Origin of the sequence: Klebsiella sp. R445 (assembly GCF_051131755.1) — a bacterium.
GTDB lineage: Bacteria > Pseudomonadota > Gammaproteobacteria > Enterobacterales > Enterobacteriaceae > Klebsiella > Klebsiella lignicola.
On sequence record NZ_CP180446.1, the window covers coordinates 5217330 to 5233477 of the forward strand.

General features: G+C 55.6%; 16 protein-coding genes. 9 read left to right on the forward strand and 7 right to left on the reverse strand.

What is annotated here, in order from left to right:
• Positions 1 to 7: 7 nt before the first annotated feature.
• Together fadD and rnd are read left to right on the forward strand one after the other, a co-directional pair.
• A complete protein-coding gene (gene fadD / locus ACMYSN_RS24565; RefSeq protein WP_462496493.1) occupies positions 8 to 1693 on the forward strand; it encodes a long-chain fatty acid--CoA ligase in 1686 nt (561 codons plus the stop codon).
• A gap of 81 nt (positions 1694 to 1774) precedes the next feature.
• On the forward strand, positions 1775 to 2890 hold the full coding sequence (gene rnd, locus ACMYSN_RS24570) for a ribonuclease D (RefSeq protein ID WP_462498337.1): 1116 nt from the start codon (positions 1775 to 1777) through the stop codon (positions 2888 to 2890).
• A gap of 93 nt (positions 2891 to 2983) precedes the next feature.
• Here rnd and minE read toward each other — a convergent pair whose 3' ends face one another.
• The 3 genes from minE to minC are packed head-to-tail and all read right to left on the reverse strand — an operon-like array spanning position 2984 to position 4791.
• Positions 2984 to 3253, reverse strand: coding sequence for a cell division topological specificity factor MinE (gene minE / locus ACMYSN_RS24575; RefSeq protein ID WP_123754855.1), 270 nt, complete (start codon positions 3251 to 3253; stop codon positions 2984 to 2986).
• Between the two features lie 3 nt (positions 3254 to 3256).
• Positions 3257 to 4069, reverse strand: a complete 813-nt coding sequence (gene minD, locus ACMYSN_RS24580; RefSeq protein ID WP_462496494.1) for a septum site-determining protein MinD — start codon at positions 4067 to 4069, stop codon at positions 3257 to 3259.
• Between the two features lie 23 nt (positions 4070 to 4092).
• Positions 4093 to 4791 carry a septum site-determining protein MinC gene (gene minC, locus ACMYSN_RS24585; protein ID WP_462496495.1) on the reverse strand — a complete coding sequence of 233 codons (699 nt, stop codon included), beginning with the start codon at positions 4789 to 4791 and terminating at the stop codon, positions 4093 to 4095.
• Positions 4792 to 4917: 126 nt separating this feature from the next.
• Here minC and ACMYSN_RS24590 point away from each other — a divergent pair, with 126 nt between their 5' ends.
• From ACMYSN_RS24590 to ACMYSN_RS24600, 3 genes are all read left to right on the forward strand, one after another.
• The gene (locus ACMYSN_RS24590) at positions 4918 to 5199 is read left to right on the forward strand and encodes a YcgL domain-containing protein (protein ID WP_123754852.1); all 282 of its coding nucleotides are present in this window, start codon (positions 4918 to 4920) and stop codon (positions 5197 to 5199) included.
• 17 nt (positions 5200 to 5216) lie between these two features.
• Positions 5217 to 5876: a fumarylacetoacetate hydrolase family protein gene (locus ACMYSN_RS24595; RefSeq protein ID WP_123754851.1), complete on the forward strand. Its 660-nt coding sequence runs from the start codon at positions 5217 to 5219 to the stop codon at positions 5874 to 5876.
• A 94-nt stretch (positions 5877 to 5970) separates the two neighbouring features.
• The gene (locus tag ACMYSN_RS24600; protein ID WP_123754850.1) at positions 5971 to 6417 is read left to right on the forward strand and encodes a YcgN family cysteine cluster protein; all 447 of its coding nucleotides are present in this window, start codon (positions 5971 to 5973) and stop codon (positions 6415 to 6417) included.
• A gap of 9 nt (positions 6418 to 6426) precedes the next feature.
• Here ACMYSN_RS24600 and ACMYSN_RS24605 read toward each other — a convergent pair whose 3' ends face one another.
• The 3 genes from ACMYSN_RS24605 to nhaB all read right to left on the reverse strand — a co-directional run bounded on the left by ACMYSN_RS24605 (position 6427) and on the right by nhaB (position 9102).
• Positions 6427 to 6771, reverse strand: coding sequence for a TehB-like domain-containing protein (locus ACMYSN_RS24605; protein WP_154144947.1), 345 nt, complete (start codon positions 6769 to 6771; stop codon positions 6427 to 6429).
• 116 nt (positions 6772 to 6887) lie between these two features.
• Positions 6888 to 7418, reverse strand: a complete 531-nt coding sequence (dsbB, locus tag ACMYSN_RS24610; protein ID WP_462496496.1) for a disulfide bond formation protein B — start codon at positions 7416 to 7418, stop codon at positions 6888 to 6890.
• A gap of 133 nt (positions 7419 to 7551) precedes the next feature.
• Positions 7552 to 9102 (reverse strand): Na(+)/H(+) antiporter NhaB, encoded by a 1551-nt coding sequence (gene nhaB, locus ACMYSN_RS24615; protein WP_462496497.1) that lies wholly within the window; start codon positions 9100 to 9102, stop codon positions 7552 to 7554.
• Positions 9103 to 9341: 239 nt separating this feature from the next.
• Here nhaB and fadR point away from each other — a divergent pair, with 239 nt between their 5' ends.
• Positions 9342 to 10061, forward strand: a complete 720-nt coding sequence (fadR, locus tag ACMYSN_RS24620) for a fatty acid metabolism transcriptional regulator FadR (RefSeq protein WP_123754845.1) — start codon at positions 9342 to 9344, stop codon at positions 10059 to 10061.
• Between the two features lie 70 nt (positions 10062 to 10131).
• On the opposite strand, the gene ACMYSN_RS24625 is transcribed toward fadR, so the two are convergent.
• Positions 10132 to 11664: a SpoVR family protein gene (locus ACMYSN_RS24625; protein ID WP_123754844.1), complete on the reverse strand. Its 1533-nt coding sequence runs from the start codon at positions 11662 to 11664 to the stop codon at positions 10132 to 10134.
• 321 nt (positions 11665 to 11985) lie between these two features.
• Between ACMYSN_RS24625 and ACMYSN_RS24630 the strand changes: the two genes are divergently transcribed.
• The 3 genes from ACMYSN_RS24630 (at position 11986) to ACMYSN_RS24640 (ending at position 16034) form a co-directional block, all read left to right on the forward strand.
• Positions 11986 to 13284: a D-amino acid dehydrogenase gene (locus ACMYSN_RS24630; protein WP_462496498.1), complete on the forward strand. Its 1299-nt coding sequence runs from the start codon at positions 11986 to 11988 to the stop codon at positions 13282 to 13284.
• A 9-nt stretch (positions 13285 to 13293) separates the two neighbouring features.
• On the forward strand, positions 13294 to 14364 hold the full coding sequence (dadX, locus tag ACMYSN_RS24635; protein WP_462496499.1) for an alanine racemase: 1071 nt from the start codon (positions 13294 to 13296) through the stop codon (positions 14362 to 14364).
• Between the two features lie 176 nt (positions 14365 to 14540).
• Positions 14541 to 16034 (forward strand): alpha/beta hydrolase, encoded by a 1494-nt coding sequence (locus ACMYSN_RS24640; protein WP_462496500.1) that lies wholly within the window; start codon positions 14541 to 14543, stop codon positions 16032 to 16034.
• Positions 16035 to 16148 lie beyond the last annotated feature (114 nt).

Consider the following 16148-nt stretch of genomic DNA (forward strand, 5'->3'; position numbering starts at 1 on the left):
TGATGCAGTGAAAAAGGTTTGGCTAAACCGTTATCCCGCCGATGTTCCGGCGGAGATAAATCCTGACCGCTACCAATCCCTGGTTGAATTGTTTGAACACGGCACCGCTCGCTACGCCGACCAACCGGCGTTTATCAATATGGGCGAGGTGATGACCTACCGTAAGCTGGAAGAGCGCAGTCGGGCCTTCGCCGCTTACCTTCAGCAGGGGCTGGGGCTGCAAAAGGGCGACCGTGTCGCGCTGATGATGCCAAACCTGCTGCAATACCCGATTGCGCTGTTCGGTATCCTGCGTGCCGGGATGATCGTGGTGAACGTCAACCCGCTGTATACCCCGCGCGAGCTAGAGCATCAGCTGAATGACAGCGGCGCAGCGGCGATTGTGATCGTCTCCAACTTTGCGCATACCCTGGAAAAAGTGGTTGATAAAACCCAGGTGAAGCATGTGATCCTGACCCGCATGGGCGATCAGCTCTCCACGGCGAAAGGCACGCTGGTCAATTTCGTGGTCAAGTACATCAAACGGCTGGTGCCGAAGTATCACCTGCCAGATGCCATCTCGTTTCGCAGTGCGCTGCATAACGGCTACCGGATGCAATACATCAAGCCGGAAATTGTCTCTGAGGATCTGGCGTTCCTGCAGTACACCGGCGGCACCACCGGGGTGGCCAAAGGGGCGATGCTGACCCACCGCAACATGCTGGCCAACCTTGAACAGGTCAATGCGACCTACGGCCCGCTGCTGCACCGGGGCAAAGAGTTTGTCGTCACCGCGCTGCCGCTGTACCACATCTTTGCGCTGACCATGAACTGCCTGCTGTTCATTGAGCTTGGCGGGCAGAACCTGCTGATTACCAACCCACGTGATATTCCGGGGCTGGTGAAGGAACTGGCGAAATATCCGTTCACCGCGATGACCGGGGTGAATACGCTGTTCAACGCTTTACTGAATAACAAAGAGTTTCAGCAGCTTGATTTTTCCTCGCTGCACCTGTCTGCCGGCGGCGGAATGCCGGTACAGCAGGTGGTTGCCGAACGCTGGGTTAAACTCACCGGGCAGTATCTACTGGAGGGCTACGGCCTGACCGAGTGCGCGCCGCTGGTCAGCGTGAACCCACATGATATTGACTATCACAGCGGCAGCATCGGCTTGCCGGTACCGTCGACCGAAGTCAAACTGGTGGACGATGACGACAACGAAGTACCGCTGGGTATGCCTGGCGAACTGTGCGTGAAGGGGCCGCAGGTGATGTTGGGTTACTGGCAGCGTCCGGACTCCACCGATGAGATTATCAAAGACGGTTGGCTGCACACCGGCGACATCGCGGTGATGGATGAAGAAGGCTTTATGCGCATTGTCGACCGTAAAAAAGACATGATTCTGGTCTCCGGCTTCAACGTTTACCCGAACGAAATTGAAGAGGTGGTGATGCAGCACTCCGGGGTTCAGGAAGTGGCTGCCGTCGGCGTACCGTCAGGAAGCAGCGGCGAAGCGGTGAAGATTTTCGTGGTCAAAAAAGACGCGGCGCTGACCGAAGAGGCGCTGGTGACGTTCTGTCGCCGCCATCTGACAGGCTATAAAGTCCCGAAACTGGTTGAATTTCGTGATGAGCTGCCAAAATCCAATGTTGGAAAAATTTTACGGCGAGAACTGCGTGACGAAGCGCGCGCTAAAGTAGACAATAAAGCTTAAGGTATACACGAGTCGCCAGACGCCGGCCAAGCCGGCGTTTTTTATGGGCGCAAGTTAAGAGAGCATGATGTGAACTATCAGATGATCACCACCGACGATGAGCTGCGCGCCATCTGTGAAGCGGCTAGCGCGGCCCCGGCGATTGCGCTGGATACCGAATTTGTCCGTACCCGCACCTACTACCCGCAACTGGGCCTGCTCCAGCTGTTCGACGGAGAACAGATTTCCCTGATCGACCCGTTGACCATCACCGACTGGGCACCGATGCGCGAGCTATTGCTGAATCAGCAGGTCACCAAATTCCTGCACGCGGGTAGTGAAGATCTGGAAGTGTTCCTTAACACCTTTAATCTGATGCCGCAGCCGTTGATTGATACCCAGATTCTGGCAGCCTTTTGCGGTCGTCCGATGTCCTGGGGATTTGCCTCGATGGTTGAGGAGTACTCGGGCGTGGCGCTGGATAAGAGCGAATCGCGGACCGACTGGCTGGCGCGCCCGCTGACTTCGCGTCAGTGCGACTATGCCGCCGCGGATGTCTGGTACCTGCTGCCCATCGCCAGCAAACTGATGGCGGAAACCGAAGCCGCAGGCTGGCTGGACGCCGCGCTGGACGAATGCCGCCTGATGCAGCAGCGCCGCCAGGAAGTGCAGGACCCGGCGCAGGCGTGGCGCGATATTGGCAACGCCTGGCAGTTACGCACCCGTCAGCTTGGCTGTTTGCAGCTACTGGCAGAGTGGCGTTTACGCAAGGCGCGCGATCGTGATATGGCGGTGAATTTTGTCGTTCGCGAAGAGCATCTGTGGAACGTTGCCCGCTATATGCCGGGGAGCCTCGGCGAGCTGGACAGCCTTGGGCTTTCCGGCAGCGAAATTCGCTTCCACGGCAAAACGCTGATTAGCCTGGTAGAGAAAGCCCAGCAACTGCCTGAATCGGCGCTGCCGGAGCCGCTGCAAAACCTGATTGATATGCCGGGCTACCGCAAAGTCTTTAAAGAGATTAAAGCGCTGGTGCAGGAAGTGAGTACCGAGACGGGGCTGAGTGCGGAGCTGCTGGCATCAAGACGGCAGATTAACCAGTTGCTGAACTGGCACTGGCAGCTGAAGAGTGGGGCGACCTTGCCTGAACTGATTTCCGGCTGGCGTAGCGATCTGATGGCCGATCGCCTGAAAGCGCTGCTAAGCGAATACCCGCGCTAAACGCTATCTAAGCCACAGCAAATAGCCCGGATGCGTTATCCGGGCTATTTTCAAACCGCCCCGATAGCGCAAGGCTACCGGGTGAATCCAGCGTCAGGGTTTCGACTCTTCCGGTTCTGGTAAAGTCACGTTCAGCTCCAGAATCGAAATATCACCATCCCGTTGTTCCAGCTGGACGCTAACCATTTCCGGGTCAATCTGCACATACTTACAGATCACTTCCAGAATATCTTTGCGTAACTGCGGCAGATAGTGTGGTTCAGCATCGCCGCGACGACGCTCGGCGACGATGATTTGCAGGCGCTCTTTCGCAATATTGGCCGTGTTCTTTTTCCGCGAGAGAAAAAAGTCGAGTAATGCCATAATTTATCCTCCGAACAGGCGTTTGAGGAAACCTTTCTTCTCTTCTTCAATGAAGCGGAAAGGACGTTCTTCTCCGAGCAGACGTTCAACCGTATCGGCATAGGCCTTACCTGCGTCTGACGTATCATCCAGAATCACCGGCTCACCCTGGTTTGAGGCGCGCAGCACGGACTGATCTTCCGGAATAACGCCTACCAGATTGATGCGCAGAATTTCCAGAACGTCTTCCATGCTTAGCATGTCGCCTTTATTGACGCGACCTGGGTTATAGCGAGTCAGCAGCAGGTGTTCTTTGATCGGCTCATCGCCATTTTCCGCGCGACGGGATTTAGACGCGAGAATGCCGAGAATACGGTCGGAGTCACGAACAGAGGAGACTTCCGGGTTAGTGGTGATGATGGCTTCATCGGCAAAGTAGAGCGCCATCAGGGCACCGGTTTCGATGCCTGCTGGTGAATCGCAGACCACGAAATCAAAATTCATTTTTTTCAGTTCTTCGAGAACCTTATCTACGCCTTCGCGGGTCAACGCATCTTTATCACGCGTCTGGGAAGCCGGGAGGATGTAGAGATTCTCGGTGCGTTTATCTTTGATTAACGCCTGGTTCAGGGTCGCATCGCCCTGAATCACGTTGACGAAGTCATACACCACCCGACGCTCGCAGCCCATAATCAGGTCGAGATTACGCAGGCCGATATCGAAGTCGATAACGACGGTCTTCTTTCCCTTCTGAGCCAAACCAGTAGCGATGGCCGCGCTGGAGGTGGTCTTGCCGACGCCCCCTTTACCCGAAGTCACAACAATAATGCGTGCCATAGAAATTCCTTGTTAAAAAGGGACTAACTCAATGGTTGAATAGTCAAAGCGCTGTCGCCTAAACGCAGACGCGCCGCTTTGCCATAAAATTCGGCCGGGATGTTATCACTCAGCCAGTATTCCCCCGCGATGGACACCAGCTCCGCCGTGAGGTTTGAACAAAATATTTGTGCTTCTCTATCGCCACCCGCACCCGCAAGCGCACGCCCTCGCATCATGCCATATACATGGATATTACCGTCTGCAATAAGTTCCGCACCGGCACTCACATGGTTTGTAACAATCAGATCACAGTTTGGTGCATAAATGCGCTGACCGGAACGTACCGGCAGATCAATTAAACGCGTTTTTGTGATCGGAGTAACAACTGGCGCTGGCGCAACCGGCTCTGGCGGCGCCTGACGGGGCATTTTCTCTTTCCCTTCCGTTAGTAAGGGAATGCCGGTGCGGTCGATTTCCGTTTTAAGCCGAGGGATTTTGCATCCACTCACGCCCATAATCCGTAAACCGGTGCTGGCGATAGCCTCATGCATGACGCGCCAGTCAAGGTCGCTTTCGACATTGCTGATGTTCACCACCACGGGGGCATGACGTAAAAAAGCGGGAGCCTGGGCGATTTTGTCTTCTAACGCCTGACGAATAATCTCGGGATTTGCATCGTGCAAATGAACGACAGATAAGGTGAAGCTACTGCCCTTAAGTTCGATTGGCGTATTTGACATCCTGGCCTTACTCAATTTGCTGTTTATCACTCGCCGAAGTGCGGTGATATTCCGAAGACTAAAAGGCATGTTATAGTCACTGATATATTGAGGCAAGTGACCACGGGTCTAATTCCGAGTAAAACTATGTTTTGTGTGATTTATCGAAGTGCCAAACGCGATCAAACCTATTTATATGTCGAAAAAAAGGACGATTTCTCTCGCGTTCCTGCTGAACTGCTTTCGAGCTTCGGTACGCCGCAACTGACCATGCTGTTACCGCTTGACGGGCGTAAGCAACTCGTCGGCGCTGACCTGGAAAAAGTCAAACAGGCGCTAACCGATCAGGGCTATTATCTGCAACTTCCTCCTCCGACTGAAAATCTACTGAAGAAACACCTGGCGGAACAGGGGAATAAATCTGATTAACCCACTGAGGGGAAATAATGTACCAACATCATAACTGGCAGGGAGCATTACTGGATTATCCGGTAAGCAAAGTGGTTTGTGTGGGCAGTAACTATGCCAACCACATCAAGGAAATGGGCAGTGTCATGCCGGAAGAACCGGTGCTGTTTATTAAACCTGAGACGGCGCTATGCGATATCCGTCAGCCGCTGGTGCTCCCTGAAGGTTTGGGTTCGGTGCACCATGAAGTGGAACTGGCGGTGCTGATTGGCGGTACGCTTCGCCAGGCAACGGACGATCACGTGTTGAAGGCGATCGCCGGCTACGGCGTCGCGCTGGATCTGACGCTGCGTGACCTGCAGGGCAAAATGAAAAAAGCGGGTCAGCCGTGGGAAAAGGCCAAGGGCTTTGATAACTCTTGTCCGGTTTCCGGTTTTATCCCCGCGGCGGAGTTTCACGCCGACCCGCAAAATACGGCATTGAGCCTGAAAGTGAACGGCGAGATTCGCCAGCAGGGGACCACGGCGGATATGATCCATAAAATCGTGCCGCTGATCGCCTACATGTCGCGTTTCTTTACTCTGAAAGCCGGAGACATCATCCTGACCGGGACGCCAGAAGGCGTTGGCCCGCTCAGCAACGGTGATGAGCTGGAAGTGGGTTTCAACGGGCTTACGCTCTCTACCCGCGTGCTGTAACGTCCTCTTGCCGCCTTCACGGGCGGCAAAACTTGCATCAGTGTGCCAGACTGGTTATAAGGTGCACCCTGAATTGCAATGACGGACATCCCCTATGAGCGAACAACCTTTCTGGCAGCACAAGACACTTGATGAAATGACCGACGCGGAGTGGGAATCTCTGTGTGACGGCTGCGGACAGTGCTGCCTGCATAAGCTGATGGATGAGGATACCGATGAAATATATTTCACCAACGTTGCCTGCCGTCAGTTAAATATCAAAACCTGCCAGTGTCGCAACTATGAGCGACGCTTCGAGTATGAACCCGACTGCATTAAGCTGACGCGCGACAACCTGCCGACGTTTGAATGGCTGCCGCCGACCTGCGCCTACCGCCTGCTGGCTGAAGGAAAACCGCTGCCGCACTGGCACCCGCTGCTGAGCGGCTCGAAAGCCGCGATGCATGGCGAGCGGATCTCGGTGCGGCATATCGCGGTAAAAGAAGAGACAGTGCGCGACTGGCAGGACCATATCCTGAATAAGCCAGACTGGGCGCAGTAAGGTACCCGGTTAGTTTTTCTTCGCGTGGAACAGCCCGCTTTCACCGTCGGCATCATCTTCGACCCAAAAGTTAATATTGAACTGTGCATCATCGCTTAGTTCGATACGGTGCCAGTATTGCGGCGGGCTGGTCGCGAACTGACCGGCATTGATGACCACTTTCGCCTCTGGCTCAGTTGCCTGCTCATTGGCGAAACCGTAATAGGTTACCGTCCCCTCCATTACGCATAGCTGACCGAAAACACCCGCAGCGGTGTTGTGATGTGTCAGCAGGGCGGCAGGAACATTTTGTTTGGTAAAGAATGGGGTGGAGCGTTTTACTTTCCAGTTAGCGGGAATACGCAAATGAGACATCATGTGCTCCTTAGTTAATGCATATAAGATGCATTTAATTTGCATCTTTAAGGTTGTGGGGTCAACTCACGGGCAAAAAAAACGCTCCCGAAGGAGCGCTTTATCAGCAATTGGGCTTAGCGGCCGAAGAGATCGCGTTTTTTTGGTTTGAAAGGCTGAGCAATCAGGACCAGCGCACCCACGATCAGGTAGGCGGCGAAAATCCCCACCAGCCACTGCGGCATCTCCAGGGTCAGAAACTCCCACTGACGAACGGAGCAGTCACCGCTGGCGACGAACATCTGCGGTATCCACTTATCCAGCGGCAGCCACGTCGGGAAGCGGGCGGCGAAATCACAGGTCTGGAACGGGGAAGGGTGCAGCTGGATCATGGTGTGCTCCCATGCCAGTTGCAGGCCCCGCAGCGCGCTGTACAGCCAGATAACCAACGCCACATAACGCAGCGGTGTTTTCGGCGCGATAGCACCGACAATCCCGGCGCCCATAATGCCCAACAGCGCGCAGCGTTCATAAATACACATCACGCAAGGTTGCAGCAACATCACATGCTGGAACCACAACGCGACTAACTCAAGAGCGAACGCGGTTAACGCCATCAGGAGCCAGGCTCCGCGTCCCCTTGAGCACTGGTTTAAATATCGCAACATATGTCATTTCCCTGGAACATGCTAAATCATGGCAGTGTAAACGAAAACCGAACCGACGCCAGCAGCTAGTCCGAAATTAATACGAAAAGAATCGTAGCCATTTGTCACAATGCGGCAAATGGCCAGTCGGGCCTTAAGGGAGTACCGGCGTGACGATCCATTGGTGATCGAGCATCCACTGGGTCACCGGCATCAGGGTGTATTCAACACACAGCAGTCCCACCAGCGTCATCACAATGGTGTAAGGCAGCGCCATCCACACCATACGGCCGTAAGAGAGGCGAATCAGCGGCGCCAGGGCGGAGGTCAGCAGGAACAGAAATGCTGCCTGACCATTCGGCGTTGCCACCGAAGGCAGGTTGGTGCCGGTATTAATCGCCACCGCCAGCAGTTCAAACTGCGGCAGGCTGATCACGCCGTGCTGCAGCGCGGTTTTGGCTTCGTTGATGTACACCGTCCCGACGAAGACGTTATCGGAAATGGACGACAGCAGGCCGTTGAACAGGTAGAACAGCGACAGCTGGGCGTGAGGCGAAGCCTGAAGGACAAACTGAATCACCGGCGTAAAGAGATGCTGGTCGATAATCACCGCCACCACCGCGAAAAATACGGTCAGCAGGGCGGTGAACGGCAGCGCCTCGGTAAAGGCTTTGCCAATGGCGTGTTCATCGGTGACGCCGGTGAGGCTGGTTGCCAGAATGATCACCGACAGCCCTACCAGGCCCACTTCCGCCAGGTGCATCGCCAGAGCAATCACCAGCCAGATACCGATAATCCCCTGGGCAATCAGGCGCAGGCGGTCCTGGCGGGTGCGTTGCTGGGTACTGCGATCGTCAAAATCTTGCAGCACCTTACGCACCGCCGGCGGCAACGGCTCGCCGTAGCCGAACAGCTTCCATTTTTCCAGCAGCAGACAGGTCAGCAGGCCGCAGATCATCACCGGCAGCGTCACCGGGGACATGCGTAAAAAGAACTCGCCGAAGTGCCAGCCTGCCGCTTTGGCAATAATCAGGTTTTGCGGCTCGCCGACCATGGTCATCACGCCACCCAGGGCAGTACCGACACCGGCATGCATCATCAGGCTCCGCAGAAAGCCACGGAACTGCTCCAGCACGTCGCGATAGTGCTGGTCGATATGGCTGTCGTCCAGCATATCGTTATCATCCGGACGGGCGGAGGCCACGCGATGGTAGATGCCATAGAAGCCGACCGCGACGCTTATCACCACCGCCACGACGGTTAACGCATCAAGGAACGCGGAGAGGAAAGCCGATGCCAGACAAAACGCGAGCGACAGCAGCATCTTGCTCCGGATGCCTAGTAGCAAACGGGTAAAGATAAACAGCAGCAGCTGCTTCATGAAGTAGATACCCGCCACCATAAACATCAGCAGCAGCAGCACCTCAAGGTTATTGGCGATCTCGTCCCGGATATGCTCGGGGCTGGTCATGCCGATAAACACGGCTTCAATCGCCAGCAGGCCGCCTGGCAGTAGCGGGTAGCACTTCAGCGCCATCGCGAGGGTGAAGATAAACTCAACCACCAGCATCCACCCGGCAATGAAAGGGTCGACATAAAAGGCCAGCGGGTTAATGAGTAAAACGATCAGTAACGTTAGTTTATACCAGTCCGGTGACTGGCCAAGAAAATTGCGCCATAGTGCGCGGCCATACGATATTTCCACGACAGATATCCTTCCCGTCAATTTAATGACATGATTTTGCACGTAACTATGTGCAAGATTACCAGTTGAGCAAAATGAGAAGCAACTTTCTTCGCCTCGCGTTGTGGGAATGCATTCTGTGACGGAAAGCGGAAAATGAAACAGCGAACCCTTTTTAATTACCTCGCGGCGCTATCTGCACTATAACGGCTCTGGTATGATGAGTAGAATTTGCAACGCTGTGTAATGGAAATCTAACTATGGTCATTAAGGCGCAAAGCCCTGCGGGTTTCGCGGAAGAGTACATTATTGAGAGTATCTGGAATAATCGTTTCCCCCCAGGCACCATCCTCCCTGCTGAACGTGAACTTTCTGAACTGATCGGTGTAACCCGCACGACCTTACGCGAAGTGTTGCAGCGTCTGGCCCGTGACGGCTGGTTAACCATCCAGCACGGTAAGCCGACGAAGGTGAACAATTTCTGGGAAACGTCCGGGCTGAATATCCTCGAAACTCTGGCGCGTCTTGATCATGACAGCGTTCCACAGCTGATTGATAATCTGCTGTCGGTGCGAACCAATATATCCACCATTTTCATCCGTACCGCCTTCCGCCAGCATCCTGAAGATGCGCTGAAAGTGCTCGCCAGCGCGCGTGAGGTCGAAGACCACGCTGACGCGTTTGCCGACCTGGACTACAACATTTTCCGCGGCCTGGCGTTTGCCTCTGGCAACCCGATCTACGGCCTGATCATCAACGGGATGAAAGGCCTGTATACCCGCATTGGCCGCCACTATTTTGCCAACCCGGAAGCCCGCAGTCTGGCGCTCGGTTTCTACCACCAGTTGACAAAAGTATGTGAAGAAGGGCAGCACGAGCAGGTTTACGAAATCGTCCGTCGCTACGGGCATGACAGTGGCGAAATCTGGCATCGGATGCAGAAAACCATGCCGGGCGATCTCGTGATCGGCATGCGCTAACTGTCGCAGATTCCAGAATGACAACGCCCGGTGATGAACCGGGCGTTTTTGTTTGCTGCGTTAGGGCTTGTTACAGCGAGTTCGGGCGCGGCGGGCTGCGTTCCAGCAGTTCGATGCTGCCATCGGCATTTTGTTGCTCCAGCAGGATATCAAACCCCCACAGGCGATGAACGTGCTTGAGCACTTCCCGACGCCCCTTATCCAGCGGCGCGCGGTTATGCGGCACGTAGCGCAGCGTCAGGGAACGATCGCCACGCAGATCGACGCTCCAGACCTGAATATTCGGCTCCAGGTTGCTGAGGTTGTACTGGGCGGACAGTTTCGACCGAATCTCCCGATATCCCTCCTCGTTGTGGATCGCGGAAATCTCCAGATAGTTGTTATGATCGTCATCCAGCACCGTAAAGAAGCGGAAATCACGCATAATTTTCGGTGACAGGAACTGACTGATAAAACTCTCATCTTTAAAATCGCGCATCGCAAAATGCAGCGTTTCCAGCCAGTCGGAACCGGCAATGTCCGGGAACCAGTAGCGGTCTTCTTCGGTCGGAGACTGGCAGATGCGTTTGATATCCTGGAACATGGCGAAGCCAAGCGCATACGGGTTAATCCCGTTATACCACTGGCTGTTATAGGGCGGCTGGAACACCACGTTGGTGTGGCTGTGCAGGAACTCCAGCATAAACCGCTCGGTCACTTTCCCTTCATCATACAGATGGTTGAGGATGGTGTAGTGCCAGAAGGTCGCCCAGCCTTCGTTCATCACCTGGGTCTGCTTCTGCGGATAAAAATACTGGCTGACCTTACGCACAATACGCAGGATTTCACGCTGCCACGGCTCCAGCAACGGCGCGTTCTTCTCCATAAAGTACAGCAGGTTTTCCTGCGGCTCTGACGGGTAGCGACGGGCAGATTCGATGGTCTTCTCTTCTTCACGCTTCGGCAGGGTTCGCCACAGCATATTCACCTGACTCTGCAGATACTCTTCCCGGCTTTTCTGCCGCGCTTTCTCCTCCTGCAACGAGATTTTCTGCGGACGTTTATAGCGATCGACGCCGTAGTTCATCAGGGCATGGCAGGAGTCGAGCAGCTTCTCGACCTCATCGACGCCATAGCGTTCTTCGCAGTCGGTAATGTATTTGCGGGCAAAAATCAGGTAGTCAATGATGGAGCTGGCGTCGGTCCAGCTGCGGAACAGATAGTTATTTTTGAAGAAGGAGTTATGCCCGTAGCAGGCATGGGCCATCACCAGCGCCTGCATGGTAATGGTGTTCTCCTCCATCAGATAAGCGATGCAGGGGTTTGAGTTGATGACTATCTCATAGGCCAGGCCCTGCTGACCGTGCTTATAGGCCTGTTCGGTTTCGATAAATTTCTTCCCGAACGACCAGTGCGGGTAGTTGATGGGCATGCCGACGCTGGAGTAGGCGTCCATCATCTGCTCGGAGGTAATGACTTCGATTTGGTGTGGATAGGTGTCGAGACGATACAGCTTTGCTACCCGGTCAACCTCGGCAAGGTAGGTTTCCAGCAGTTCAAAAGTCCAGTCGGGTCCATCGCTTAAACGAGTGGTGTCCCTGTTCATGGAATCAATCGTAGCCATTAGCGCGCCCTCGTTGTAGGTGGCCCTCTCTGTACGGAGAGCCTCCCAATAAGCATAGAACACGGCATGACAAACTGCGCCTGCGGACAATTTCTTTTCTTCGCGATTTAGCAATCTTAAAGGCCTGTTTGTGGCTTATTTGCAGAATATTATTCTGAGTAAAAATGAAGTGCAGCAGGAGATAGTAAATCCATAGGGGCAGGGCTGGTGCGGTGTGCTGTGAGTTAAGTCACCATAAATAAAGCGTATGTTGAATAATATTTTCAACTGAGTTATCAATTTGTAATCAGATGATTGTTCTTTAACTATTACGGAGTCGCTATGCGAGTCGTCATACTGGGAAGTGGGGTCGTTGGAGTAGCGAGTGCCTGGTATTTAAGCCAGGCAGGACACGAGGTGACGGTCATTGAACGCCAGCCAGGTGCGGCGGAAGAGACCAGCGCCGCCAATGCCGGGCAAATTTCTCCAGGCTATGCGGCACCGTGGGCAGCACCTGGCGTGCCGCTGAAGGCCATCAAATGGATGTTCCAGCGCCACGCGCCGCTGGCGATTGGCCTCGACGGTACGCAGTTCCAGTTGAAATGGATGTGGCAGATGCTGCGCAACTGCGATACCCGCCATTACATGGAGAACAAGGGGCGAATGGTGCGTCTGGCTGAGTACAGCCGTGACTGCCTGAAAGCGCTGCGCGAAACGACCGGTATCCAGTATGAAGGGCGTCAGGGCGGCACCCTGCAGCTGTTCCGTACCGAAAAACAGTATGAAAACGCCACCCGCGATATCGCGGTTCTGGAAGAGGCCGGGGTACCGTATCAGCTGCTGGAGGCGAAACGCCTGCTGGAAGTCGAGCCGGCGCTGGCGGAAGTGAGCCACAAGCTTACCGGCGGCCTGCGTTTGCCGAATGATGAAACCGGCGACTGTCAGCTGTTTACCACCCGGCTGGCAGCCATGGCGGAGCAGGCGGGCGTCACGTTCCGCTTTAATACTTCGGTTGATGCGCTGCTGTACGAAGGCGAGCAGATCGCCGGGGTAAAATGCGGCGATGAAATTATCAAAGGCGACGCCTACGTGATGGCCTTTGGCTCTTACTCCACCGCGATGCTGAAGGGGCTGGTGGATATTCCGGTCTATCCGCTGAAGGGGTATTCCCTGACGATTCCGATCGCCGAGGAAGACGGGGCGCCAGTTTCGACTATCCTCGATGAGACATATAAAATTGCGATTACCCGTTTTGACCAACGCATTCGCGTCGGGGGCATGGCGGAAATCGTCGGTTTTAATAAAGAGCTGCTGCAACCGCGGCGTGAAACGCTGGAGATGGTAGTGCGCGATCTGTTCCCGCGCGGCGGTCATGTCGAGCAGGCGACCTTCTGGACCGGGCTGCGCCCAATGACCCCAGACGGTACACCGGTCGTCGGGCGCACGGCGTATAAGAATTTATGGCTGAATACCGGGCATGGCACCCTGGGCTGGACCATGGCCTGCGGTTCCGGGCAGCTGCTCAGTGATTTGATTTCCGGCCGCACGCCGGCCATTCCGTATGATGACCTTGCCGTTGCGCGTTACAGCCCCGGTTTTGTCCCGGCACGCGCGCAGCACCTGCACGGTGTGCATAACTAAGGAGTCTTCATGTCCCGTCCCGTACTGGCCAGCATTGATGTGTCGGCCTTGCGACAGAATTTGCAGATTGTCCGGCGAGCGGCTCCCACCTCGCGCCTGTGGGCGGTGGTGAAAGCCAACGCCTATGGCCACGGGCTATCGCGCGTGTGGAGCGCGCTCAGCGGTGCCGATGGTTTTGCGATGCTCAACCTCGAAGAGGCGATCCTGCTGCGTGAGCATGGCTGGAAAGGGCCGATTCTGATGCTGGAAGGTTTCTTCCATGCCGATGAACTGGCGCTGTTTGATAAGTACCGTCTGACCACCAGCGTTCATAGCAACTGGCAAATCAAGGCGCTTCAGCAGGCGAAGCTGCACGCGCCGCTGGATATCTACGTCAAGGTGAACAGCGGCATGAATCGCCTTGGCTTTATGCCGGACCGCATCCACATTGTCTGGCAGCAGCTGCGGGCGCTGAGTAACGTCAGCGAAATGACGCTGATGTCGCATTTTGCCGATGCGGAAAATCCGCAGGGGATTATTGAGCCGATGCGGCGCATCGAGCAGGCGGCGGAGGGGCTGGACTGCCCGCGTTCGCTGTCCAACTCCGCAGCGACCCTGTGGCATCCGGAAGCCCATTTCGACTGGGTCAGACCGGGAATTGTGCTGTATGGCGCTTCTCCGTCCGGGCAGTGGCAGGACGTTGCCAACAGCGGCCTCAAGCCGGTAATGACCCTCAGCAGCGAAATCATTGCCGTACAGAACCTGAAGGCGGGCGACGCGGTGGGTTACGGCGGTATATACCGGGCCTCTGGCGAGCAGCGCATCGGGATTGTGGCCTGCGGTTATGCCGACGGCTATCCGCGCCTGGCGCCGGGCAATACGCCGGTGCTGGTGGACGGCGTGCGCACCACCACGGTGGGGCGGATTTCGATGGATATGCTGGCGGTGGATCTCACGCCTTGCCCACAGGCCGGTATCGGCGCGCCGGTGGAGCTGTGGGGCAAAGAGATTAAAATTGACGATGTCGCCAGTGTCTGCGGCACCGTCGGCTACGAGTTAATGTGCGCGCTGGCGCCTCGCGTGCCGGTAGTGACAGGGTAACTTCCCCTAAGACGGCTCCTCCGTCAAACCGATAAGCCAGAATTTCAATTGGTTGCTGAAATTCTGGCTTTTCCATCACTACGGTCAAAAAATCAATCCTCAGGCCTGCCAACTGGCAAGAATGCCCATGACATGACTACAATGCACGTGCAAACAGCGTCGATTATGGGATAGCAATGATGAGTTTTGCCCGATACCTCAATAAAGCGGGTCTGACAGTGGCCTCGCTAATCAAAAAGATGGCGATTGGCCTGCTTATCATGGTGATCGTTTTTTTTGCCGGGCGGATTTATGAGACCCAGCGGGGGCCGGCACTGCATCCGTGGCATACCTGGTCCGCTGATGAAATGTCCGCCGCTGAGATTGATCGCACCACCTTCGCGGGGTATCAGGCGCGAGAAGCGGCGATTTTTCGCGATATGAAGACCGAGCTGACGGACAGGCTTGATGATGATGAAAAAACGCCGCTTAACCGTTTTTACGCCCACAGTCAGGTCTACCCGCAACAGTTTCATCCTGACTGGAATCGCTCCTTTGTGCTGCTACCCGAGGGGACCCCGCGCGGTGCCGCGGTGCTGCTGCATGGGCTGACGGACTCGCCCTACAGCGTGCGCTATCTGGCAGCCGCCTACCAGCAGCAGGGGTTCGTTGCCGTGGTGCCGAGGCTGCCGGGGCACGGTACTGCCCCAGGATCGCTGACTGCCGTAGACTGGCAGCAGTGGCTGGCGACAACCCGACTGGCGGTGCGCGAAGCTACCCGGCTGGCCGGAGGAAAGGCACCGCTGCATGTGATCGGCTATTCCAACGGTGGTGCGCTGGCGCTGAAATATGCGCTCGACGCGCTAGATGATAAGACCTTGCCTGAGCCGCAGCAGATAGTCCTGCTGTCGCCGATGATCGGGGTGACCGCCTTTGCCCGCTTCGCCGGGCTGACGGGGTTACCGGCGGTGTTTCCGGCTTTTGCGCGGGCGGCATGGCTTAACGTGGTGCCCGAGTTTAACCCTTATAAATACAACTCCTTCCCGGTGAAGGCGGCCCGACAGTCATGGCTGTTAACCCAGGCGTTGCAGGAGCAAATCGTGCAGGACTCCCGCACGCAGCGTCTGGCGGCGCTGGCGCCGGTGCTGACGTTTCAATCAGTGATGGACTCCACGGTCAGCACCCGGGCGGTGGTGGAGTCGCTGTATCGCTATTTACCGGATAACGGCAGCGAGCTGGTGGTGTTTGATATCAATCAGGCCGCGAATTTGCGCGCGCTGTTTCGACCTGCGATCTACACCGCGCTCAGCACCCTCCTGCCGCCGGTGCCGCGTCGATACAGCACCACGGTGATCACCAATGCCTCGCCCACGACCTACGATGTCGTGGCTCGTACTACGCCGGCAGGCGAGAAAACGGAACAGGTGGTGCCGTTGAACCTGGCGTGGCCGCAGGATATGTATTCCCTTTCGCACGTGGCGGTGCCGTTCCCGATGAGCGATTCGCTGTATGGCCGCCAGCCGACGCAAAAGAATCGTTATGGCATCAGCATCGGTACTATTTCGCTGCGTGGCGAAACCTCCACCCTGAGCGTCGGGCTGGATACCCTGATGCGCGTCACCTCCAACCCGTTCTTCCCGTATATGATGGCGCGTATTCAGCAACATAATGCCCCGCCGCCAGCAAAATAGATCTTAGCGATCGGCCATAAGCACAGCGTATTACCAGGAATTGGGATCGGCGCGATTTGCAAAGCGTGGTTATTATTTCCAGAATAAATAACTTACCGCTGATTTTTTTCTTTA